This window comes from Brachybacterium sp. FME24 (assembly GCF_014897705.1).
Taxonomy (GTDB): Bacteria; Actinomycetota; Actinomycetes; order Actinomycetales; family Dermabacteraceae; genus Brachybacterium.
This window is the reverse complement of the sequence record NZ_JABUXV010000017.1, coordinates 68720-90977: the sequence shown is the minus strand read 5'-3', so window position 1 is coordinate 90977 and position 22258 is coordinate 68720. Positions and strand designations below refer to the sequence as shown.

Here is a 22258-nt window from a genome sequence, read left to right as displayed (position 1 = left end):
AACACGCCTCGAAGAACCCTACGTTGTGATATGCGCATCGTCCTGCCCGACGGGGCGTCCCCGGCGTCGAGATTTAGTTTCTCGGTGGTAACGTGACCGCCCGGTAGCCCCGGCCACCCCGCCCTCGTGCCCTTCTGCGCATGTCAGCGCGCCTCCTCATCCCCTTCTTCACCAAGGATCATCCCCATGGTCGACATCCGCCTGGATGCTCAGTGGATCGACTACGCGATCATCGCGTTGTACTTCGTGTTCGTGCTCGGCGTCGGCTGGTATGCCAAGCGCGGTGTCTCGACATCCATCGAGTTCTTCCTCTCCGGCCGTTCGCTGCCCGCCTGGGTCACCGGCCTCGCCTTCATCTCCGCCAACCTCGGCGCGGTCGAGATCATGGGCATGTCCGCCACCGGCGCCCAGTACGGCATGCCGACGATGCACTACTTCTGGGTCGGCGCGATCCCCGCGATGCTGTTCCTCGGCGTCGTGATGATGCCGTTCTACTACGGCTCCAAGGTGCGCTCGGTCCCCGAGTTCATGCGCATGCGCTTCGGCACCGGCGCCCACCTGGTGAACTCGATCAGCTTCGCCGTGGCGCAGCTGCTCATCGCCGGCGTGAACCTGTCGCTGCTGGCCATCATCGTGAACCGCCTGCTGGGCTGGCCGATGTGGGTGGGCCTCGTGCTCGCCGCCGCGTTCGTGCTCTTCTACATCACCGTCGGCGGCCTCTCCGCTGCGATCTACAACGAGGTGCTGCAGTTCTTCGTGATCGTCGCGGCCCTGCTGCCGCTGACCCTCATCGGGCTGCACCGCGTGGGCGGCTGGAGCGGCTTGAAGGAGCGCGTCGCCGACGACGGCATGCTCGGCGACGAGCAGCTGCACAGCTGGCCCGGTCAGGCCCTCTCCGGCTTCGACAGCCCGATCCTGTCGGTCGTCGGCATCGTGTTCGGCCTGGGCTTCGTGCTCTCATTCGGCTACTGGACCACGAACTTCGTGGAGGTCCAGCGGGCGATGGCCAGCAAGTCCATCACCGCCGCCCGGATGACGCCGATCATCGGCGCCTTCCCGAAGATGTTCATCCCCTTCATCGTGATCATCCCCGGCATGCTCGCCGCGGTGCTGGTCGGAGAGCTCACCGAGTTCAAGGAGCTGGACTTCGCGGGCGATGCCGCAGGCGCCACCGCCACCGGGGTGACCTACAACGACGCACTGCTGCTGCTGATGCGCGACGTGCTCCCCAACGGTCTGCTGGGCGTCGCGATCGCGGGCCTGCTGGCAGCGTTCATGGCCGGCATGGCCGCGAACATCTCCGCCTTCAACACCGTGGTCACCTACGACCTGTACGAGCAGTACGTGAAGAAGGGTGCATCTGACTCCCACTACATCACGGTGGGTCGCATCGCGACCGCCGCCGCCTGCGTGATCGCGATCTTCACCGCGCTCATCGCGGGCAGCTTCTCGAACCTGATGGACTACCTGCAGGCCCTGTTCGGCTTCTTCAACGCGCCGCTGTTCGCGACCTTCATCCTGGGCATGTTCTGGAAGCGGATGAGCGCGACCGCCGGCTGGGCGGGCCTGGTCGCCGGCACGCTCTCGGCCGTGGGGCTGTGGGCGGCGTCGACGTTCTTCGGCGTCTTCGAGCTGCCGGGCCAGGGGCTCGCCTTCGTCTGCGCCGCGACGGCGTTCGTCGTCGACATCGTCGTCTCGATCGTGGTCACCCAGTTCACCGCTCCGAAGCCGGCGCACGAGCTGAAGGGCCTCGTCTACTCCGAGACCCCGAAGGCCGACCTCGTCGATGCCGACGAGAAGACCCTTCCCTTCTGGCGCCGACCCGTCCCCATGGCGGGCATCGGACTCGTCCTCGTCGTCATCCTGAACATCGTCTTCGCCTGAGCGCGGACGGAGGAGAACACTCATGAGTGCACACAAGGATCCCGGCCACGGCAAGCGCCGAGCCGTCGAGGCATCGGCCTCAACCACCCCGCACGGCACCGACGATGCGCCCGCAGGTGCAGAGGTCCAGACCGCCGGCGCCTTCGACATCCGCAATTTCATCGGCACCCTGCTGGGTCTGTTCGGCGTGCTCCTGACGCTGATGGGACTGTTCGCGTTCGACGACGCGGCGGCCGCGAAGACGGGAGGGCCCAACGCCAACCTGTGGGCAGGCCTGGCCATGGTCGTCGTCGCGCTCCTCTTCGTGCTCTGGACGAAGCTGGACCCGATCCGCATGGTCGTCCGAGAGAACGAGGACGGCGCCGAGGAGCCCCGCGACATCGCACCCCTGGACTGACCGCGTCACCCGCGCAGTCCCGGCGCCGGGACCACGGATCCCCCGCCCTGCCTCTGACCTGAGGCGGGTCGGGGGATCCGTGCGTCCTGCGCACCGCCTGCTCGCTGTGCCCGCGTAGCATCGAGGCCGAACCGACCGACGCGAAGGAGCACGAGTGAACGCCGATCCCGCGACCCCCTCCCCCGATGCCGAGCAGGGCGCATCCTCATCCGACGCCCCCGCACCCGAGGACCACCTGGTCACCACGCTGCACTCCCTCTCGCTGCCCGACGGCTCCCTCGACTACACGGCCACCACCGGCACCGTCGCGCTGAAGGAGGAGCCCGAGGGCGCGGAGTACGGGCGCGGCGCCGCCTACGCGGAACTGTTCTCCGTCTCCTACGTCGCGAGCTCCTCGGGGACCGACAGCGCCGAGCGACCCGTCATGTTCGCCTTCAACGGCGGCCCGGGAGCCTCCACCGTGTGGCTGCACCTGGGCCTGCTGGGACCGCGCCGGGTGGACTCGGGCGATGCCGGCTCCCCCGCCGCCGCGCCGCACCATCTGCTCGACAACCACGAGACGATCCTGCGCGATGCGGATCTCGTGGTGGTCGACGCGATGACCACCGGCTATTCCCGCCCCGCCCCCGGCGCGAAGACCGACCGGCATCACGGCCTGGCCGCGGACCGCGACCTGATCGCATCCTTCGTCATCGACTGGCTGACCCGCAATCAGCGCTGGACCTCCCCGATCTACCTGGCCGGGGAGTCCTACGGCACCACCCGCGCCAGCGCCGTCGCCGCCCGCCTCCTGGACCGCTACTACGTGGCGGTCGCGGGCATCGCCCTGATCTCCCCGGTGCTGGACTTCGGCACCATCCGCTTCACCGAGGGCAACGACCGTCCCTACCTGCACTACCTGCCCACCTACGCGGCGATCGCGCATGCGCACGGCAAGCACGAGGATCGCCTGCTGCAGGACGTGGTCGACGAGGCCGAGGCCTTCGCCGAGCAGGAGTACCCGGCGCTGCTCGCGGCCGGACTGCGACTCTCGCCGGAGCAGGTCCAGGAAGCCGCAGCCCGCATCGGCGCGCTGATCGGTGTGGACCCCGAGTGGGTGGAGCGCGCGAACCTGCGCATCGAGCACCAGGCGTTCCTCGCCGAACTGCTGCGCGACCAGGGTCTGGTCACCGGCCGCATCGACGGGCGCTTCACCGCCCCCGCAGGCGCTCGGAACGCGGATACCATGGAGACCGATCCGTCGATCGACCAGCTCGCCCCCTCCTACACCGCGGCCATCAACCAGTACCTGCATCGCGAGCTCGACTTCAGCAGCGACGTGGTCTACGAGATCATGTCCGGCCGCGTGCACCCGTGGAGCTACAAGGACTTCGAGGGCCGCGCCGTCGAGGTCGCCTCGGACTTGGCGCGCGTGCTGCGCAAATCCCCGCACACGACGGTGCTGGTCTCCCACGGCTACCACGACGCGGCGACCCCGTTCCACGCGAGCGAGCACGTGCTCGCTCAGCTGGCGATCCCGCGCGAGGACTACGCCGAGCGGATCCGCATCGAGTACTACGAGGCCGGGCACATGATGTACTGCCACGAGCCGAGCCGGCTCGCACTGTCCCAGCACCTCGCAGAGTTCGTCACCGGCCAGGACGCTACCGTGGCGGCCTCGACCGAGGACGACTGAGCGGGGCTGGCATCGGGATAGATCCCCGATGCCGGGGCTCCGCACGGACGAGAGGTTCGACCGGAGCACGTCGGAGCACTCAGCGCTGCGACCGCGCCTGGAGGGCGAACATCTCCGCGAAGCGACCCGGACTGCTGATCAGGTCGTCATAGGAACCTTCCTGGACGATACGACCCTGATCCATCACGTAGATGCGGTCCATCGTGCGCAGCGTCCATGCACGGTGAGAGATGACCACGGTGATGCGATCCGATCGCGTGCGGTACAGATCCTCGAAGATCGACTCCTCCGTCTCCGCGTCGATCGCTGACGTGGGCTCGTCGAGGATCCAGATACCTGCCCCGCGGAGATGGATCCTCGCCAGCGCGAGCCTCTGCCACTGGCCGCCCGATAGCCCGCTGCCATGCCACTGCTGACCGAGCTGAGCATCAAGCCCGCCCGGCAGCCTCGCGACGATGCCCGCAGCGTGCGCGTCGTGGAGCGCTCGCTCGATGTCGGCATCGGGGACCGGGTCCGGATGCCCGAGCGCCAAGCTCTCGCGCACCGTGAACTCGTAACGGCCGAACTCCTGGGTCAGCAGCCCGAAGTAAGCGGATCGGTCCTGCGAGGAGATCGAGGAGATGTCGGCCCCGTCGATCTCCACCGTCCCTGCGGAACCGACGACCCCCAGCAGTGCGTCGACCAGGGTGGTCTTCCCGGCTCCGTTGGGGCCGACGATGGCGACCATCTCGCCACGTTCGGCAACGATGGACGCCTCGGAGACCGCATCGATGGCAGATGGCGGATAGCGCACCGTGATGGCTCTGGCACGCAATGTCCGAGTCGGAGGTGCGATGCCTCGTGTCGAGTCGTCGGGCCGACTCCTGCAGGCGGTGATGGCCAGCAACTTGGGAGCCGCGGTCACGATCCCACCAGCCGCATAACCGACGTCGCGAGTGGCATGCAGACCCGAGATCGTTCCCGTCAGTGCTGCCGCAGCTGCGGCAGCACTCGGCTCCCCGAGGATGAGCGCCATCAGGGCACCCGCGAGCAACAGTGCGGTGAGGAACCCAGAGACCATCTCCCATCGCATCGCGACGGCGATGAGCCCGTCGAGGATCTGCATGGATTCGCGCAACCGACTGCGTGCCAGGTCGACTACCTTCCCCGAGGAACCCAGCGTGGCCAGCTCCGTTCCGGTTCGCTGCTGCAGAAGCTGCTCGGACGCATACTGCGCACGTCGAGCAGCCGCACCGACTCGCGGCCACCCTTCCTCCTCGGCTCGCGCGATGCGGGTGAAGGCCCACACTGTCGGCGCCAAGGAAGCCGCCACGAGCAGCCCGGCGAGTGGGTTGATCGCAGCGACCGCGACGCACAGCGCAGCGGCAGTCATGACAGATCCGGCAAGGCGGACAACATCACCCGCGACCGTGTCCACCGCCGTCGCCGCCTCATGAGCAGTCTGCGCCGTCTCCACGGTCTCAGGCATGGCGAGTGCAGACGGTCCCGCGGCTGCCACGAATTCGAGAGCTAGCACCTGGTAGGTGAAGCGCATCCTCAACGCAAGCCGTTGGGAGGCAGCATTGGCGCACTGACCCAGTTGGAAGGACGCACCGACGAGACCGGCGAGGGCAAGCATCGCCAACCATGCGTCGGTGGTGTTCTGAAGGCTCGTCAGCACACGGGCCACGAGAACAACCTGCAACGCTGGGATCAGTGCTAGGAGAATGTGCAGCACCACAGTGCAGATCAACCAGTTGCGCCCCGAACTCCAGGCATCAGAGAGTGCGGCCAGTGCAGTCTTGAAGAGGGATCGTTTCGGCGTCGTCTTTTCCGACATGAGGGGTTCCTGAGCTGGAAGGGCACAAGCGCGGGCATCGCCACACGCCCCAGATGGGGTGCGAGGTCATACCGACGCGCTAAGTGCATGCCTTCCCCACAGGAAGCAGCGGCAGATTGCGCTTGAGAGCGATCTCTCCAGGGTCAGTAGACCACGCAACGTCGTACGGCGCAACGGGCCTGCAGCTCACCTCCACCTCTGTAACAATATGGACGTGACCTGGCCTAATGGCACCAATCGAGCGACGCCACCCGCCCATCCGAGCAAGTTCGCGCCAGCCCCCTTGTACCCTTCCGGGCGCGCGTGCTTCAATTAACCGACTGTCAGTCTATTAATTGAGGGGTGCCCATGGCCCGCACCGTCGACCCCGTGCGTCACGAACAGCAGCGTCACGCGATCCTCGATGCCGCCACGCGCATGATCGCCGAGCGCGGGGTCGACGCGGTGACCATCGCCGATGTCCTCGTCGAGGCGGGGATCTCCAAGGGAGCGCTCTACCACTACTTCTCCGGCAAGGACGCGCTCCTGGCGGCGCTCATCGCGCGCCGCCTCGATGCCTGGAGCAAGGCGGTCGCCCTCGCGACCGAGGCGGCCAGTACCCCTCCTCAGCGCCTAATCGCTCTCGTCCGCACGCTGATCACCGAGAAGTCGGAGGACCTCGCTCTACTGGTATCGGCCCTGCCGACGCTGCAGGCGGACAGCAGCGCCTCGATCCACGCCCGCCTGCGGGCAGCAGGGAGGGAGCGGTTCGTGCCGCTGCTCACGAAGATCATCGAGGACGGCGCGCACGCCGGCGACTTCGCGGCGCCCTCGCCCTCGAGCTCCGCCGGCGTGGTCATGTCATTGCTGCAGGAGATGGCGGAGTGCATCGCCCGCGGACTGCTGCGCATCCGGGATGGCCACCTCACCCCAGACGCTCTGCGCGCCGATGCCGCCGCCTACGCCGCAGCGATCCCGGCGGCGCTCGGATCCTCCCTCACCGCGGACGAGATCTTCCGCCCCGACGATCTCGACGCCTGGATCCGGGCGTCGCAGCAGATGCCCGCCCCGCGCACACAGGAGACACCATGAGCCCCTCGCCCGCACGCCCACCGATCCTGATCGTCGGCGCCGGGCCGACGGGCATGACCGCGGCGCTCAGCCTGGCGCGCTCCGGAATCCCGTGCCGGGTGCTCGAGAAGCGGAGCTCCCCCGGCACCAGCTCCCGCGCCCTGGGCCTGCAGGCACGGTCGATGGAGGTGCTCGCCGGCCTCGGTGTCACCGCGGAGATCGAGCGCGCCGCCTACCGGTTGCGCGGCTCGAGCATCCTGCGCGGGAGGCGCACCGTGGTGACCATGGGCTGGGTCCCGCCCGAGAGCCGTTTCCCCCACACCTATGTGCTCCCCCAGGCCGGGCTCGAGGGAATCCTTCGCCGCCGCCTCGCGGCAGAGGGCGTCAGGGTCGAGCACGGGGTCGAGGTCACCGGCGTGGACACCGACCTCGACGGCGCGACCGTGCGGATCGTCGGCGGAGAAGACATCCGGGCCGACTGGGTGATTGGCGCCGACGGGTCCCGCAGCGCCACCCGGGAGTCGATGGCCATCGACTTGCCGGCCCGGGACACCGGAGAGGCCTACTACCTGGCCGACGCGATCCTCGACCTGCCGCTGCCTCTGGACGACGGAGCGATGTGGCTCGGCCCGGAAGGTCCGCTGATGCTGATGCGCCTGCCCGGCGAGGAGCAGCTGTGGCGCGTCTTCATCGATGTGAGCGACACCGAGCGGCGGGGCGTCCTGCCCGCGCTGGACGCCGAGGTGCTCTCCCGACTGCTGGACGAGCGCGCCACTGCTGGGATCAGGGTGCGCGCGCTGCAGTGGACGTCGGTGTTCCGCACCCGGATGGGCCTGGCGGACTCGTACCGCACGGGCCACGTGCTGCTCGCCGGTGACGCCGCCCACGTGTTCCCTCCGTTCGGCGGCCAGGGCATGAACCTCGGGATCCAGGACGCGGTCAATGCGGCCTGGCGGCTCGCGAGCATCATCCACGGGGCCGACGAGCAACTTCTGAATGCGTACGAGACCGAGCGCCGTCCCGTGGCCGAGGCTGTGATCGCCGACGTCGAGACGCGGCGCCGGCTGTACGCGCTGCGCAACCCGCTGGCCAGGGCGGGCCGGGACCTGCTGCTCGCCGTCGGGGGGCGCAGTCGTCGTGCCGCCCGCGCCGGCAGCCTGCAGAACTCGCAGCTGGCGATCAGCTACCGGGATCGGACGCCGGGAGGCAGCCAGGGGCCCGAGCCGCGTCCGGGCGATCGTGCCCCGCACGCCATGTTCGGCGACATGTCCCTCCACGAGCTGTTCGGACCGGAGCACGCCACGCTGCTGCTGTTCGGCGACCACCCCGAGCCGGTTCCCACCGAGGGGGTACGGCTGCGCACGCTGCGTCTGGGGTCGGCGGAGGATCCGGACGGCCGTTCCCATGAGCGCTACGGGGTGCGTCCCGGCGAGCGGGCATGGGTGCTCGTGCGCCCCGACGGACACATATCCGCCCGTGGCTACGGCGCCCCCGTCGGGCTCACTGCGGTGGCGGGGCCAGCTTCCCCAGCGTCTCGTTGAGGGACTCCGTCGAGGCCGGGTGCGTCCAGATCCCGTTCCGCAGCTGCGTGGCCGTGGTGCCGGTGCGCATCGCCAAGGCCACGAGGTTGATGACCTCCTGGGCGTCGACATGGAACAGGCGCGCACCGAGGATCTGGTCGGTCTCCGCGTCGACCACGAACGACACGATCCCGCGAGGGTCGCCGACGGCCTTCGGGCGCGGCATCGCCTTGATGGCGGCGACCTTCTGGGAGGCGACGAGGACGTTCCGTCCCTCGGCGAGCGCCTGCGTCGCGGTGAGGCCCACGGCCGCCAGCGGCGGCGTGAGGAAGGTCGTCGTGGGCACGGCGACGCGGTCAGTGGTGGCGCGGGATCCGTCGCCCTGCAGCTGGGAGAGCACGATGCGGTGGTCGTCGAGGGACAGGTAGGTCTGCTGAGCGCCGCCGTGCACGTCACCGATCGCGTAGACGCCCTGCGCGCTGGTGGCCAGGTGCTCGTCCACCACGATCGCCCCGCGCTCGTCGACGTCGATCCCGGCGGCCTCGAGCCCGAGGCCGTCGGTCGCGGGGCGACGCCCGGTCGCCAGCAGCACCGCCTCGGCCTCGACCCGGCGCTCCTGGTCACCCACGCCCACCACGACGGTCGCGGCGTCAGGGCCGTCCTCGAACCGCTGAGCGGACGCCTCGTGCAACACGGTGATGCCGGCGGCCTCGAGCACGCTGGTGACTTCGGCGGCGACGTCCTCGTCCTCGTCCGGCAGCAGCCGTTCCCGACGGTTCACGAGCGTGACCTGCGCCCCGTAGCCGGCGAACATCGAGGCGAACTCCAGGCCGATGGGCCCGGCGCCGATCACCACGAGTCGTGACGGGAACGGGTCGGCGTGCTGGATCGAGGTGGAGTCATGCACCCGCGGGGAGTCGATGCCCGGCAGCTCGGGCCGCACCGGTGTGGCGCCGGTGTTCACGATGACCACCGCAGCGGTCACGGTGAGCACGTCGTCCCCGCCGGTGACCTGCACCGTGCGCTCTCCGGTGAAGCGAGCACGGCCATCGATCAGGGTGACGGCCTCGAGACCCGCGAGCATCTGATGATTGACGTCCCGCATCGCCCCCACCACGGTGTCGCGGCGGGCGACGGCGCGGGCCCAGAACTGCTGCGCATCGTCGTCCTCGCGGCGCTGCTCGGCGTCGTGCACAAGAGTCTTGGTGGGCACGCAGCCGATGTTGATGCAGGTGCCGCCGTGCATGGTGTCGAACTGCTCGATCATCGCCACGCGAGTGCCGGCGGCGCCGAGGGAAGCGGCGAGCGTCTTGCCGCCCTTGCCCCAGCCGATCACCAGGACGTCGACGGTGAGCTCGAGGGTTCCGGTGGTGTCCTGTGCGGTCATACCGGCCACCGTAGACCTCGCAGCAGTCCCAGGGTCCGATCTGGACGATCCCTGCCGTGCGGCCGGCTTCCCGTGGTGGACTGGCCCCATGACCAGTCCACTCATCGAAGACCATGCCCTGCTGTCCGATCAGCGCACCACCGCTCTCGTGACCCGGGAGGGGGACATCGACTGGCTCTGCCTGCCACGCTTCGACTCCGACGCGCTCTTCTGCTCCCTGCTCGGGGACGCCGAGAACGGCCACTGGTCCCTGCGGATCGCCGAGGGGGAGGTGCTCTCGCGCCGCTACCTGCCTGCGACGATGGTGCTCGAGACGGTGTGGCGCTCCCCCACCGGCACCGCGACGGTCACCGAGTTCATGCCGATCACCGGCAGCGAAGGCGGCGCCGACGCGGGTGGCGTCGGCGCCTACGACTCCACCGGGGGCGAGCCGACCGGTTCGACCGCCGGGTCCCTGCCCGGCAGCGCCTCCTCCCTGGCCGGGGACGTCGACGACCACGCCGATCTGGTGCGCAGCGTGACCTGCCACGAAGGCGAGGTCGAGGTGGTCCAGGAGCTGCGGATCCGCTTCGAGTACGGGCAGGCCGTGCCGTGGGTGCGCCGGGGCCAGGACGTGGACGGCGAAGCCGTGCTGATCGCCGTCGCCGGCGGGGACGGCATCTCCCTGCACGGCCCCGCACTCACCGCCCACGGGCGGGCGCACCACGGCCGCCACCGCCTCGGTGCGGACGAGAGCGCCGCCTGGGTGCTCACCTGGTTCCCCTCCTGGCAGCGAGTGGCCGCAGCGCCGGACGTCGACGCCGCTCTCGAGCACACGGTGCAGGAGTGGGCAGGGTGGCTCGGCCAGGTTCGGGTCGACGGCGAGTACTCCGAGCCGGTGGCCCGCTCCCTGCTCGTGCTGCGCGCCCTCACCCACCGCCGCACCGGCGGCATCATCGCCGCGCCGACCACCAGCCTGCCCGAGGACTTCGGTGGCGTGCGCAACTGGGACTACCGTTTCTGCTGGCTGCGCGATGCCGCCCTGTCCCTGGAGGCGCTGCTCGCCCATGGGCATGTCGACGCAGCGGCCTCCTGGCGCAACTGGCTGCTGCGGGCGATCGCCGGCGACCCCGAGCGGCTCCAGATCATGTACTCGATCACCGGGGACCGGAACCTGCCCGAGCGGGAGCTGCCGCACCTGACCGGCTACGAGGACTCGTTACCGGTGCGGGTCGGCAACGGTGCGGCCGACCAGTACCAGGCCGACGTCGTCGGCGAGGTGATGATCGCGCTGGCCGCCATGCGCGACGCCGGGCTCGAGGAATCCGAATGGTCCTGGCCGCTGCAGAAGGCGCTGGTGCGGTACACGGTCGACCGGATCGATCTGCCGGATCAGGGCATCTGGGAGATGCGCGGCGAACCGGCCTTCTTCACCCACGGACGGGTGATGGTCTGGGCGACCTTCGACCGGGCAGTCGATGCGGTCCAGAACCACGGCCAACCCGCCTCCGCCGAGGACCTCGCCCAATGGATCCGCCTGCGTGAGCAGATACGCGAAGAGATCCTGACCCGCGGGGTCGGGGCCGACGGCGCCTTCACCCAGACCTACGGCAGCACCGAGGTGGATGCCTCCCTCCTGCAGATCCCCCACACCGGGTTCCTCCCGGCCACTGATCCCCGCATGCTCGCGACCGTCGCCCGGATCGAGCAGGACCTGAGCACGCAGGACGGCCTGATCCTGCGCTACCGCACACAGGGCCAGGACGGCCTGCCCGGCGATGAGCACCCGTTCCTGGTGTGCTGCTTCTGGCTGGTCGAGCTGTACGCCGCCTCCGGTCGCCGCGCCGACGCCGTCAAGCTCATGGACCAGCTGCTGGCCTGCGCGAACGACCTGCTTCTGTTGGCCGAGGAGTACGACAGCGGCGCCGGGCGCATGGCCGGGAACTTCCCGCAGGCGTTCAGTCACCTGGGGCTGATCCGTGCGGTCGACGCCCTCGCCGGCACCGGGCAGACCGCGTCCCCGGCCCCGCACGCTTGAACCCCCGTCCCTGAGGGCATTTGCCCCGTCCCTGCGCGCATGAGCCCCCGTCCCTGCGCGCTTGAGCCCCGGTCCCTGCGCGCTTGTGCCCCGGTCCCTGCGCGCTCGAGCCCCGGTCCCTGCGCGCTTGTGCCCCGGTCCCTGCGCGCTCGAGCCCCGGTCCCTGCGCGCTCGAGCCCCGGTCCCTGCGCGCTCGAGCCCCGGTCCCTGCGCGCTCGAGCCCCGGTCCCTGCGCGCTTGAGCAGTACGGGACTTATTCGTGGCGCCGATCCCCTATTCGACGTGGCATCACGAATAAGTCCCGTACTCGCGCGCAGGTGACGAGAGACAGCGGCAGGTGGCCCGAGGCAGCGGCCGGTGGCCGGGGTCTCCCCTCCCGCGTTCCCGCGGGTGCAGACTGGGTGGGAACGCCGTCGACGGAGGAGCACCCATGCCTGATCTGCCCACCATCACCGATGCCCGCATCGCCGACCTGCTCGAGCGAGTCCCGCGCAGCTCTTTCGTCGGAGGGTCCTTCCTGGGCGGCACCCCGTCGCTCGACGTGCTCGACCCCGCCACCGGCGTCGCCCTCACGCAGGTGGTCGACGCGGACGCCGCCACCATCGGCACGCGCGCCCTGGACGCCGCCGCCACCGCGCAGGACGCCTGGGCTGCGACCCTTCCGCGCGACCGCTCCGACATCCTGCGGCGCGCCTACGAGCTGTGCCACGAGCGGGCCGATGACCTCGCCCTGGCCATGACCCTCGAGATGGGCAAGCCGCTGGCGGAGTCGTACGGCGAGGTCACCTACGGAGCCGAGTTCCTGCGCTGGTTCAGCGAGCAGGCGGTGCGAGCGCCCGGCGAGTTCCGGCACGCCCCGTCGGCCGAGCATGCGATCCTCACGGTCGCCCGACCCGTCGGCCCCGTCCTCGCGATCACGCCGTGGAACTTCCCGCTGTCGATGGGCACCCGCAAGCTCGCCCCGGCCCTCGCGGCCGGCTGCACCGTGGTGCTCAAACCCGCGCAGATGACCCCGCTGACCTCGCTGCTGCTCATGCAGATCCTGGCCGACGCCGGAGTTCCCGAGGGGGTGGTGAACTGCGTGGTCACCTCCGATTCGAAGGGTCTGAGCTCGACGCTGATGGCCGACTCACGGCTGCGGAAGGTGTCCTTCACCGGGTCCACACCAGTGGGCCGCACGCTGCTCGCGCAGGCCTCCGAGCACGTGCTGAAGGCATCGATGGAACTCGGTGGCAATGCCCCGTTCCTGGTCCTGCCGTCGGCCGATCTCGAGGTCGCGATCACCGCGGCGATGCCCGCGAAGTTCCGCAACAACGGCGAAGCGTGCACCGCCGCGAATCGTTTCTACGTCCACTCCTGCGTCGCCGAAGAGTTCACGCGGCGCCTGGTCGAGGAGACCGAGAAGCTCGTGGTGGGCCCCGGCAGCGAGGCCGGCACCACGACGGGGCCGATGATCGAGCCCGCGGCGCTGGAGAAGATCGAGGAGCTCGTCGCCGATGCCGTGCACCGCGGCGCGAAGGTCCTGGTGGGAGGCCGTCGCCCGCGCGCCGAGGAGCTGCCGGCGGGCTGCGCGGACGGGTTCTACTACCTCCCCACCGTGCTCGGCGATGTCCCGCCCGATGCCCGCGTGAGCCGCGAGGAGATCTTCGGCCCCGTCGCCCCGATCATCGTGATGGACGACGTGGACGCCATGATCGCGGCCGCCAACGACACCGAATTCGGGCTCATGAGCTACGCGATCGGCGCCGACCTCGCCGAGGTCACCGACGCCGCCCGCCGCATCGAGTCCGGGATGGTCGCCGTGAACGTGGGCGTCGCCTCCGATGCCGCTGCGCCCTTCGGCGGCATCAAGGAATCCGGTCTGGGACGGGAGGGCTCCCACGAGGGCCTCGCCGAGTACCTCGAGACCACCTACGTGCGCCTGCCGCTGTGACTGTCGACGGCGGGCGGCTCGCGCAGTGCACGGCGGCCGATGTCCCCCGTCTGGCCGCGATCCGCGCCGAGCGCGAACAGTGGATGGTCGATTCCGGCATCGACCAGTGGCGCCCCGGCTCCCAGACGCGGATGGAGATCCTGGCGCAGGTCGACGGCGGCCAGTGGTACCAGTTGGTCGAACCGACCGCTCCGGAGGGCGACGCGGTCGCCGGGATCACCGGGGTCCCCGAGCGGTCCCCTGCGCGGCCGCTGCGCGCGGCCGCCCGGCTGATGGATGAGGACCGTGACTTCTGGGGCGAGGACCGAGCCCGTGCGCTGTACGTCCACGGGCTCATGGTCGACGTCGCCGCCGCCGGTCAGGGCCTCGGCTCCCGTCTCCTCGAGTTGATCGCAGCCGAAGGCATCCGGCGCGGACGCGAACTGCTGCGTCTGGACTGCGCCCCGCACCTCGTGCCCTACTACCGCCGCCACGACCTCGTCGAAGTCGGCCAGGTCGAGTTCCCCGACTTCGTCTCGATCCTGCTGGAGCGTCGGCTCTCGGCGGGTCGTGCCGAAGCGCGGACGCCCCGCGAGCCTCGATAATCGCTGTCCCCTCGCCTCGCATCGCGGCTAGCGTGCCCGGTACCGACCGACCCGAGGGAGACCCATGCGTGAGCTCGTGTACTACGTGGCCGTGAGTCTGGACGGATACATCGCCGGACCGGACGATCAGGTGGAGGACTTCCTCTACGAGGGCGACCACATGACCGCGATCCTCGAAGAATTCGCCGACACCGTTCCGACGCACGTCGCCGAGATGCTCGGACTCGAGGTGTCGACGGCTCGGTTCGGGACCGTGCTGATGGGGGCGAACACCTATGCCATCGGCCTGCCGGAGATCACGAGCCCCTACCAGCACCTCGAGCAGATCGTCGTCACCCACCAGGATCGCCGGGAGGTGGACGGCGTGACCTTCACCAGTGCCGACCCTGTCGAGCTGGTCCGCGACCTCAAGCACCAGGAGGGTGGGGACATCTGGCTGTGCGGGGGTGGGCGCCTCGCCGACCAGGTGATCGGGGAGATCGACCGCCTGATCGTCAAGCACAACCCGGTGCTGTTCGGCGCGGGCCGACCCTTGTTCGCCCCCGGCGCCTACGACCCGGCTGCTTTCGACCTCGTGCGCAGCCGGTCCTTCGACTCCGGGGTGATGTTCACGGAGCACGCCCGGCGCCGACCGACGGCCGCGTGAACACGGCCTGACATTTTCGAGCCGATTGTCAGCAATCGGTTGCGACGTGAGTCACAGCGCTATACGGTCACCGAGGAACCCATCCCCCACCCTCCGCTGACGCTCCTTGCCGTGCGCTGCGGTACAAGGAGCCGACGTGCGCACCCTTCCCCGATCCGTGATCGCCCTGTCCACCCTGGCGCTGGCCTCCGCCGGGGTCGCCCTCGGCGCCGGCTCCGCCTCGGCGGCCCTGACCACCTACTGTGAGGGTGATGCCGCCGACGTGACCGTGCCCGGGGACCTCGTGGTCGCCGAGGGCGACTCGTGCATCCTCGACGGCGTGACCATCCAGGGCCAGGTCCAGGTGGAGTCCGGGGCCGATCTGCTGATCACCGACTCCAGCATCGCCGACCAGGTCGTGGTCGCTGCGGACGGCTACTTCGATGCCAGCGGGTCCGAGGTCGGGGGCGATCTCCTCAGCGAGGGCGGCTACGGCGTCTACCTCGACGACTCGGCCGTGAGCGGTTCTTACCAGGGCGGGACCGGTGAGGATTCGGATCCGTTCCTGTACTCCTACGACTCCCTGATCGGGGGCGATGTCGCCATCGAGCAGGGCCTCGTGCACCTGCAGACCGTCACCATCGGCGGTGCCGTGAGCAGCGAGAACACCCTGTACACCGACATCGTCGATTCGACCCTCTCCGGTGATCTCGCGATCACGGCCAACGCGGAGGGCACCGCGGTGTGCGGCAGCGAGATCGACGGCGCCGCCACCTTCACCGGCAATGCCGGCGTGCAGCTCGGCACCGGCGGCGGCCTGATCGATTGCGAGGACGCGAACTACTTCGGCTCCGATGTGACGGCCTCCGACAACACCGACGGCGTCGACGTCTCCGACAACATCATCCGGGGCGCACTCACCGGCGAGGGCAACGACCCGGCCCCCACCGGCGTCGACAACCGCGTGCGCGGCGAGGTGGGCGGCCAGTTCACCGACCTCGCCCCGGCCGCGAGGACCATGGCCGCCTCGGCCTCCCCCGAGGCGCACGCCGATCAGCTCGACTCCAAGCGCGCGGATCGTCACGCCGCCGCCGAGAAGTCCGCCGAGCAGGCCGGCCCCGCCAACCTGCGCTGACCCACCCGGCGCCCCGCGGGGGCGCTGCGCATGCACCCGGTGGCGCGTCGAGAGTGACCTCACGCGTCGCAGCACCTTCTACGCGCCACCGGAGCACGTCGCACAGGGTGGGCACACCCGCCGGCCCGGCCGCATAGGCTTCGCCCCATGGCGCCAACCATCTTCCTGACCGGCGAGGCCAAGTCCCCGAACAACAACCCGATCACCTCGCAGTGGGGTCTGTTCTTCATCGGCCTCATCGTCGACACCGAGACTCACGCCATCGAGGCTGCGGACTGCACCGCGACGCTGCCTCTCACCGTCGAGTTCGTCCGCGAGCTGCTGGTGGGTCGCTCGCTCCTCGACGACAACGCTCTGGTGGAGTCGATCACCGACCGGTACCACGGGTCCTCGCAGAAGGCGCTGGCCACTGCCGTGCGCAACGCCGCCGCGAAGTACCGCGACGTGCTGGCCGGCCCCGCCGCGTAGCTCCCTCCCGCTCGCGTCGCCCCACGGCACCACGGCATCGGGCGCACCATGTTCCTCACCGGCGAGCCCAGGGCCTCGCGCAACAATCCGATCACGGAGCAGTGAGGGCTGTTCATCATCGGCCTCATCGTCGATACTGAGACCCACGTCATCGAGAAAGTGGACTGCACCGCCGGGCTGGCGCTCACCGTCGAGTTCGTCAGTGAGCAGTTGGTGGGTCGCTCGCTCCTCGACAACGATTCCCTGGTGGAATCGATCACCGACAGGTGCCACGGGTCCTCGCAGAGGGCGCTCGCCACAGCAGTGCGCAGCGCCAGTGCGACGCACCGCGACTTGTCGGCCGGCCCCGCCACATAACTCCATACCCGCGCCGTCTGCCCGGAACCTCACCGAACCGGATCCCGTCGGAAGCACCCGAACGCGCCTCGCAGGAGGCGCCGCTCGAGCGTGCTTCCGATTTTTTGTGCCTTGGCGGCGCGTCCATCCCTTCCTCGAGGAGTTCTCCCGTGATTACCAACGGCCTGCTCATGCTCGGCGTCCTGCTCGGACTGTCGTGCGTGCTGATCGTGCTCGAGCGCACGACCGGCTGGAAACTGTTCAAGTTCGTGCCCGGCATGGTGCTGATGTACCTGTCGTGCGCGGCCCTCAACTCGCTCGGAGTGTTCGGCGACGACGATGCCACCCGCGCGCCGGTCGGCGCCGTCAAGGACGTCCTGCTGCCGGCGATGATCCTGCTGTTCCTGTTCGGCTGCGACCTGCGCAAGATCATCCGCCTCGGCCCCAAGCTGCTGATGACGTACTTCGTCTCGGCCGCTTCGCTGTTCGTCGGCATCATCGTGGTGGTGCTCATCTTCCAGGCGGCACTGCATGACGAGGCCTGGAAGGTGTTCGGCGCGCTGCTGGCCTCCTGGACCGGCGGCAGCGCCAACATGGTCGCGGTGCAGGACATCCTGCAGGCGCCCGAGACCATCTTCGGCTACGCCCTGATCACCGACACGATCATGTACTCGGTGTGGCTGATGGCCATGTTCGCCTCGGTCGCCGCCTCCCCCCGCTTCAACAAGTGGACCAAGGCGGACACCTCGTACCTCGACGCCCACGTCGGCGCCTTCGACGAGGAGGAGAAGCCGATCACCATCGCGTCGCTCGCGATCGTCGTGTTCGGCTCGCTCTTCGCCTCCACCCTCGCCAGCTGGGTGGGTGGGCTGCTCCCCGAGTGGGGGACCGTCGTCAACGCCACCACCTGGACGATCCTCCTCATCTCCCTGCTGGGTCTGGTCATCGCCCTCACCCCGCTCGGCAGGACCGCGGGATCCAGCGAGGTCGCCACCCTGATGCTGTTCGTCGTGATCGGGCAGATCGCCTCCGGCTCCGACTTCTCGGCGCTCACCCAGGCCCCGCTGTACCTGCTGATCGGCGTGCTGGTGCTGATGATCCACATCGCGATCATGCTGGTCTACGCGAAGATCGCGAAGGTCGAGCTGTTCTCGCTGGCCGTCGCCTCCACGGCGAACATCGGCGGCATCGCCTCGGCGCCCGTGGTCGCCGCCGCCTTCAACCGGCAGCTGGTCCCGGTCGGGGTGCTGATGGCACTGATCGGCTCCTTCGCCGGCACCTTCATCGGGCTCGCCGCCGCGCAGATCCTGTCGATCCTGTGAGCGGGAGCGACATCATGCTGGAGAATCTCATCCCCGACGAGGCCGCTACGGCTCCGCTGACCGTGGTGGCGGTGCGCCGACACCGCCACCGGGCAACCCTGCTGCGGCCGTTCGTCACTGCCGCCCGCCGCACCGAGGCCGTCGAGTACGTGGTCGCCGAGGTCGAGCTGACCGGAGGGGTCGTGGGCCAGGGTTCCGCGGCGGAGACGGTCGCGGTCACCGGCGAATCGGCCGAGACCATCGACCGGGCCCTGGCCGGTCCGCTGCGTGCGGCCCTCGAGGGAGCCACCGGGTCGATCACCGAGCTGTGCGCCCGCATCGCCGGAGCTCTCGAGGGAGCTACCAGCGCGAAGGCCTCACTCGAGGTCGCCCTGTTCGACGCCTGGGCGAAGGCCGCCGACAGACCCCTGGTGGAGCTGCTGGGCGGTCGCCTCGGCGACGGCCTCATGAACGACATGACCATCTCCCTGGAGGATCCGGAGGTGATGGCCGAGCATGCCCGCGAAGCCGTCGCCGACGGCGAGCAGATCCTCAAGATCAAGCTCGGCCATGACATCGACGAGGATCGCCGTCGGCTCGCCGCCGTCGTGGCAGCCGTTCCGCACGTGCGGCTGCGACTGGACGCCAACCAGGGCTGGGAGCCTGAGCAGGCCATCGACATCATCACCGGTTTCCTGGCCGACGGCCTGCCGATCGACCTCGTCGAACAGCCGGTCGCGGCGGCGAACATCGACGGCCTGGCCCGCGTGACCGCCGCGGTCGACGTGCCGATCATGGCCGACGAGGCCGTGTGGGACGCCGACGACGCCCGCCGCCTCGTCGAGGCCGATGCCGTGGACCTGCTGAACATCAAGCTCGCCAAGACCGGCGGCCTGCGCGGGGCGATGGAGATCGCAGACATTGCCCTCGAAGCAGGGGTGGAATGCATGGTCGGAGCCATGATGGAGCCGCGATTGTCGATCGCCGCCGCCGCCCATCTGGCGATCGCGCACCCCGCGATCACGATGATCGATCTGGACCCGCCGTTCTGGTTCGCCTCCGACGTGCCTGCCGGTGGATACACGCAGAGCGGAGGCTGGCTGCAGCTGACCGGCGGGCCGGGCCTGGGGCTCGAGCGACTGGACGCCGGTACCGACGCCGTCGACCTGGACGGCCGCGACGGCTCCGCCCCGCCGACCCTCCTGGACGGAGGTGGTAGGTGAGCCCTGGCCCGACCGCCCGATCCTGCATTCGTGACCACGGTCCCCGACTCCGGGGACCTGTCGAAGGAGACCACAGATGTCCACGCATACCCCCACCTTCCGCCTGAGCCGCCGTGACGGGCTGCGCCTGGCCGCGACCGGCACCGCCGGTCTCGCCGTCGCAGGCCTGGCCTCGGTCGCTCCCGCGGCGCTGGCCGACGGCACCGCCCCACAGGCCGACGCGCTCGCGCAGCCCGGCGTCGGCCTCACGCCCGGCGGCTTCGCCCACGTCGCCGTCACCGCCACCACGCTGTGGGTGGATCCGGCCACGAACCGTCCCGGGATCGACGACCCCTCGCTCACCAACCCCGTCGACCTCGACGCGTGGAACGCGAACATGCAGGACACCGAGACCCGGCGCTGGCTGACCGGCGAGCTCGAGTCACAGGCCGTCCTGGGCAGCGAGGTCATCGTCGACGAGATCGACGGCGACTGGGCGCACATCGTCGTCACCGCGCAGCCCACTCCGCGAGATCCCCGTGGCTACCCGGGCTGGGTGCCCACCGTCCAGCTCGTGGTCGACGACGGTTTCGCCGAGCGGGCCGCTTCCGCCCCGACGGCGAGGGTCACGGCGCTGACCAGCACCCTCACCGGCACGCCCTCGGGCAACCATCCCGGGATCCCGGTCTCCTTCGACACCATCCTGCCGGTGCTCGGCCGCACCGCGAAGGCCGTGAAGGTGGCGATCCCCGGCGGACGCCCCGCGTACCTCCCGGCGGCCGACGTCGTGGTGCGCGAGCACGGGGAGCAGCCGCCGCTGCCGACCGCGGAGGACATCGTCGCCACCGGCGAGCGGTTCCTCGGACTGCGCTACCTGTGGGCCGGCGTGAGCGCCTACGGCTTCGACTGCTCCGGGTACACCTACACGCTGTTCCACCATCACGGCATCACGATCGACCGCGACGCCGGGAACCAGATGCACGACTCCGGCCTCGAGCCGGTCGAGCGTGAGGATCTGCAGCGCGGCGACCTGGTGTTCTTCGCGACCGAGCCGGGCGGGGGGTCGATCCGCCACGTCGCCCTCTATCTCGGGGACGACCTGATCATGCAGGCTCCCAATGCGGCGCGCAGCGTCGAGATCATGTCGCTGACCGAGTACGACCCCATCGGCGAGTACGCGGGAGCGCGGCGCGTGGCACTGGCCGACTGATTGCGGGGCTCACCGGACCAGGGGTGGTGCGGAGGGTCCGCCCGGCGTGGATGCCGGGCGGGCCCGGACGGCGGCGACGCCGCCTGCTCAGTCGACGATGAGGTCGTAGCGGAACGGGTTGTAGTACGAGAGGCCGTCGTACGGGTACTGCGCCGTGCGAGACGTGGTCCCACCGGCGCCGTAGGACTGCTCGAGCACGGTGTAGCCGCCGTCGACCCATCCGTTGAACAGCACCACATGGCCGACGCCGCTGGTGGAGTCGGCGTTCTTCTGCAGGATGAAATCGCCCGGCAGCAGATCATCCTTGCTGATCGGGTGCGAGATCTCGTAGCCGCCATCGGGGTGCAGCGTCTCCGTGGTCAGCCCGGTCGGGTTGTCGTCGAAGCGAGCCGCGAGGGCCATCGAGACGAAGCCGGAGCAGTCCATGCGCCAGAGGACGTCCGTGTCCTCCTCCGGGCCGATGTCGAAGTTCTCCATGCTGTAGGCGCGAGGATCATCCACCCAGTACATCGCGCGCTCGATGACCTCGTCGCGGGTGATCTTCTCGTTGAAGCCGGGAACCGGGGCGGCCGAGGCGGACGGCGTGAGCAGGGTGGGGACGGCCGCGCCGGTGACCGCAGCCGCGCCGGCGACGCCGAGGCCGCGGAAGAAGGTGCGTCGGGTATGCGGGGTGAGGGCTTGATCGGTCACGGTGAGTACCTCCGTGTCGTGTGCTCGGCCCGCTCGCGTGCCCGACCTCTGGTCGATCGGACGGTGGTGCCGTGCGTGATCGTGCATCCCACTGTGGTCATGCGCACCGCCCGATGCTCAACCCCCAAGGCGCCACCCACACAGTTCTGTCACTCGCTGTTCATGCTCTGACCAGCGCCGGGCAGTGCTACCGGGCCGGACCGGCCGCAACGTCGGGCAGCTGCTCGCGCACGAGCGCTGCGATCCTCCTGTCGGCGTCGTCCTGATCCATCCCGGCGGTCATGACCGCGAGCACGCGGAAGTCCTCGCCGTCGGGGTCGCCGATGAAGGCGACGTCGTGCCGGTACCCGTCGACCCACCCGGACTTCGACCCCCACGGCACGCCGTCGCGCAGCGCGGCGGCGATCACCGGGATCCGCTGCGCGCGCAGCACAGTGCACGCACTGTCGACGGAGGACGTCGACAATCCCTCTCCGTGCCGCACCAGCGCGCGCATCGTCACGACGAGGTCGGCCGCACTGGTCTCATTGGTCGCCCCGGACCCGAGCGCGCTCGCGTCGCCGATCAACCGTTCCATGCGGGTAGCGGTCAGCCCCAGGCTCGCGATGGCGCCGGCCACCGCCGCGAGGCCCACGAGCTCGACGAGGTGGTTGGTGGCCTCGTTGCTCGAGCGATCGATCATCCGCTGCAGCAGCTCACGTACCGGGATCCGCTCACCGTCGGCCGGGTGCGTCGCGTCGAGGTGGTCGCCGCCGAGGGTGAACGCCGCGCCGTCGGACCCGGTGAAGGTGCGGGTCGCCGCGACCGTCCCGTCCAGGTCGAGGGTGCCGGCGTCGGCGGCTCGGAGCGCGGCCAGCAGCACGTGCAGCTTGATGGTGCTCGCGGCGTAGTAGGGCCGATCAGCCTCCTCGGCGGCCAGCACCTCCCCGTCCGCGTCGAGCAGACAGGACGAGACGGCGACGTGCTCGGGCGCGGCAGCGGTGGGGATCGACATGCCTCGAGCCTATGGCCTGGGCACTCGGGAA

Annotated in this window: 19 protein-coding genes; 15 read left to right on the top strand and 4 right to left on the bottom strand. The window is 69.8% G+C overall.

What is annotated here, in order from left to right; all coding sequences use genetic code 11:
• The first annotated feature begins 186 nt into the window (after window positions 1-186).
• From INT51_RS17540 to INT51_RS17530, 3 genes are all read left to right on the top strand, one after another.
• Entirely contained in the window at window positions 187-1884 is a 1698-nt protein-coding gene (locus INT51_RS17540; protein WP_193106627.1) for a sodium:solute symporter family protein, read from the top strand.
• A gap of 22 nt (window positions 1885-1906) precedes the next feature.
• Window positions 1907-2281 (top strand): hypothetical protein, encoded by a 375-nt coding sequence (locus tag INT51_RS17535; RefSeq protein ID WP_370540825.1) that lies wholly within the window; start codon window positions 1907-1909, stop codon window positions 2279-2281.
• Window positions 2282-2435: 154 nt separating this feature from the next.
• Window positions 2436-3956: a S10 family peptidase gene (locus INT51_RS17530; RefSeq protein WP_193106626.1), complete on the top strand. Its 1521-nt coding sequence runs from the start codon at window positions 2436-2438 to the stop codon at window positions 3954-3956.
• 79 nt (window positions 3957-4035) lie between these two features.
• On the opposite strand, the gene INT51_RS17525 is transcribed toward INT51_RS17530, so the two are convergent.
• Complete coding sequence (locus INT51_RS17525) at window positions 4036-5328, bottom strand: ABC transporter ATP-binding protein (RefSeq protein WP_226985867.1); 1293 nt, start codon at window positions 5326-5328, stop codon at window positions 4036-4038.
• Between the two features lie 795 nt (window positions 5329-6123).
• On the opposite strand from INT51_RS17525, the gene INT51_RS17520 reads away from it, so the two are divergent.
• Entirely contained in the window at window positions 6124-6846 is a 723-nt protein-coding gene (locus INT51_RS17520) for a TetR/AcrR family transcriptional regulator (protein ID WP_193106624.1), read from the top strand.
• On the top strand, window positions 6843-8366 hold the full coding sequence (locus INT51_RS17515) for an FAD-dependent oxidoreductase (protein WP_193106623.1): 1524 nt from the start codon (window positions 6843-6845) through the stop codon (window positions 8364-8366). Before INT51_RS17520 ends, INT51_RS17515 begins: the two co-directional genes overlap by 4 nt.
• Here the strand turns inward: INT51_RS17515 and INT51_RS17510 are convergent.
• Window positions 8326-9732 (bottom strand): NAD(P)/FAD-dependent oxidoreductase, encoded by a 1407-nt coding sequence (locus tag INT51_RS17510; RefSeq protein ID WP_193106622.1) that lies wholly within the window; start codon window positions 9730-9732, stop codon window positions 8326-8328. The two genes, INT51_RS17515 and INT51_RS17510, sit on opposite strands and share 41 nt — an antisense overlap.
• A gap of 88 nt (window positions 9733-9820) precedes the next feature.
• Here INT51_RS17510 and INT51_RS17505 point away from each other — a divergent pair, with 88 nt between their 5' ends.
• The 10 genes from INT51_RS17505 to INT51_RS17460 all read left to right on the top strand — a co-directional run bounded on the left by INT51_RS17505 (window position 9821) and on the right by INT51_RS17460 (window position 20543).
• Window positions 9821-11749: a glycoside hydrolase family 15 protein gene (locus INT51_RS17505; RefSeq protein WP_193106621.1), complete on the top strand. Its 1929-nt coding sequence runs from the start codon at window positions 9821-9823 to the stop codon at window positions 11747-11749.
• Window positions 11750-12179: 430 nt separating this feature from the next.
• Window positions 12180-13682 (top strand): NAD-dependent succinate-semialdehyde dehydrogenase, encoded by a 1503-nt coding sequence (locus tag INT51_RS17500; RefSeq protein WP_193106620.1) that lies wholly within the window; start codon window positions 12180-12182, stop codon window positions 13680-13682.
• A complete protein-coding gene (locus INT51_RS17495; RefSeq protein WP_193106619.1) occupies window positions 13679-14266 on the top strand; it encodes an N-acetyltransferase in 588 nt (195 codons plus the stop codon). Before INT51_RS17500 ends, INT51_RS17495 begins: the two co-directional genes overlap by 4 nt.
• Before the next feature lie 64 nt (window positions 14267-14330).
• On the top strand, window positions 14331-14912 hold the full coding sequence (locus INT51_RS17490) for a dihydrofolate reductase family protein (protein WP_193106618.1): 582 nt from the start codon (window positions 14331-14333) through the stop codon (window positions 14910-14912).
• A gap of 136 nt (window positions 14913-15048) precedes the next feature.
• Entirely contained in the window at window positions 15049-16026 is a 978-nt protein-coding gene (locus INT51_RS17485) for a hypothetical protein (RefSeq protein WP_193106617.1), read from the top strand.
• A 147-nt stretch (window positions 16027-16173) separates the two neighbouring features.
• The gene (locus INT51_RS17480; protein WP_193106616.1) at window positions 16174-16494 is read left to right on the top strand and encodes a DUF3870 domain-containing protein; all 321 of its coding nucleotides are present in this window, start codon (window positions 16174-16176) and stop codon (window positions 16492-16494) included.
• A gap of 108 nt (window positions 16495-16602) precedes the next feature.
• Complete coding sequence (locus INT51_RS17475; RefSeq protein ID WP_226985880.1) at window positions 16603-16851, top strand: DUF3870 domain-containing protein; 249 nt, start codon at window positions 16603-16605, stop codon at window positions 16849-16851.
• Window positions 16852-17000: 149 nt separating this feature from the next.
• Window positions 17001-18152 (top strand): DUF819 domain-containing protein, encoded by a 1152-nt coding sequence (locus INT51_RS17470; RefSeq protein ID WP_193106615.1) that lies wholly within the window; start codon window positions 17001-17003, stop codon window positions 18150-18152.
• Between the two features lie 14 nt (window positions 18153-18166).
• The gene (locus INT51_RS17465) at window positions 18167-19354 is read left to right on the top strand and encodes a dipeptide epimerase (RefSeq protein ID WP_193106614.1); all 1188 of its coding nucleotides are present in this window, start codon (window positions 18167-18169) and stop codon (window positions 19352-19354) included.
• A 76-nt stretch (window positions 19355-19430) separates the two neighbouring features.
• Window positions 19431-20543: a C40 family peptidase gene (locus INT51_RS17460; RefSeq protein ID WP_193106613.1), complete on the top strand. Its 1113-nt coding sequence runs from the start codon at window positions 19431-19433 to the stop codon at window positions 20541-20543.
• 87 nt (window positions 20544-20630) lie between these two features.
• Here INT51_RS17460 and INT51_RS17455 read toward each other — a convergent pair whose 3' ends face one another.
• Window positions 20631-21233: a hypothetical protein gene (locus INT51_RS17455; protein WP_193106612.1), complete on the bottom strand. Its 603-nt coding sequence runs from the start codon at window positions 21231-21233 to the stop codon at window positions 20631-20633.
• 187 nt (window positions 21234-21420) lie between these two features.
• Complete coding sequence (locus INT51_RS17450) at window positions 21421-22227, bottom strand: serine hydrolase (protein ID WP_193106611.1); 807 nt, start codon at window positions 22225-22227, stop codon at window positions 21421-21423.
• Window positions 22228-22258: the final 31 nt, after the last annotated feature.

Coding starts and splice junctions, on each gene's coding strand:
- INT51_RS17540 (WP_193106627.1), top strand. CDS start 187: ATGGTCGACATCCGCCTGGATGCTCAGTGGATCGACTACGCGATCATC.
- INT51_RS17535 (WP_370540825.1), top strand. CDS start 1,907: ATGAGTGCACACAAGGATCCCGGCCACGGCAAGCGCCGAGCCGTCGAG.
- INT51_RS17525 (WP_226985867.1), bottom strand. CDS start 5,328: ATGACTGCCGCTGCGCTGTGCGTCGCGGTCGCTGCGATCAACCCACTC.
- INT51_RS17520 (WP_193106624.1), top strand. CDS start 6,124: ATGGCCCGCACCGTCGACCCCGTGCGTCACGAACAGCAGCGTCACGCG.
- INT51_RS17515 (WP_193106623.1), top strand. CDS start 6,843: ATGAGCCCCTCGCCCGCACGCCCACCGATCCTGATCGTCGGCGCCGGG.
- INT51_RS17510 (WP_193106622.1), bottom strand. CDS start 9,732: ATGACCGCACAGGACACCACCGGAACCCTCGAGCTCACCGTCGACGTC.
- INT51_RS17505 (WP_193106621.1), top strand. CDS start 9,821: ATGACCAGTCCACTCATCGAAGACCATGCCCTGCTGTCCGATCAGCGC.
- INT51_RS17500 (WP_193106620.1), top strand. CDS start 12,180: ATGCCTGATCTGCCCACCATCACCGATGCCCGCATCGCCGACCTGCTC.
- INT51_RS17490 (WP_193106618.1), top strand. CDS start 14,331: ATGCGTGAGCTCGTGTACTACGTGGCCGTGAGTCTGGACGGATACATC.
- INT51_RS17480 (WP_193106616.1), top strand. CDS start 16,174: ATGGCGCCAACCATCTTCCTGACCGGCGAGGCCAAGTCCCCGAACAAC.
- INT51_RS17465 (WP_193106614.1), top strand. CDS start 18,167: ATGCTGGAGAATCTCATCCCCGACGAGGCCGCTACGGCTCCGCTGACC.
- INT51_RS17460 (WP_193106613.1), top strand. CDS start 19,431: ATGTCCACGCATACCCCCACCTTCCGCCTGAGCCGCCGTGACGGGCTG.
- INT51_RS17450 (WP_193106611.1), bottom strand. CDS start 22,227: ATGTCGATCCCCACCGCTGCCGCGCCCGAGCACGTCGCCGTCTCGTCC.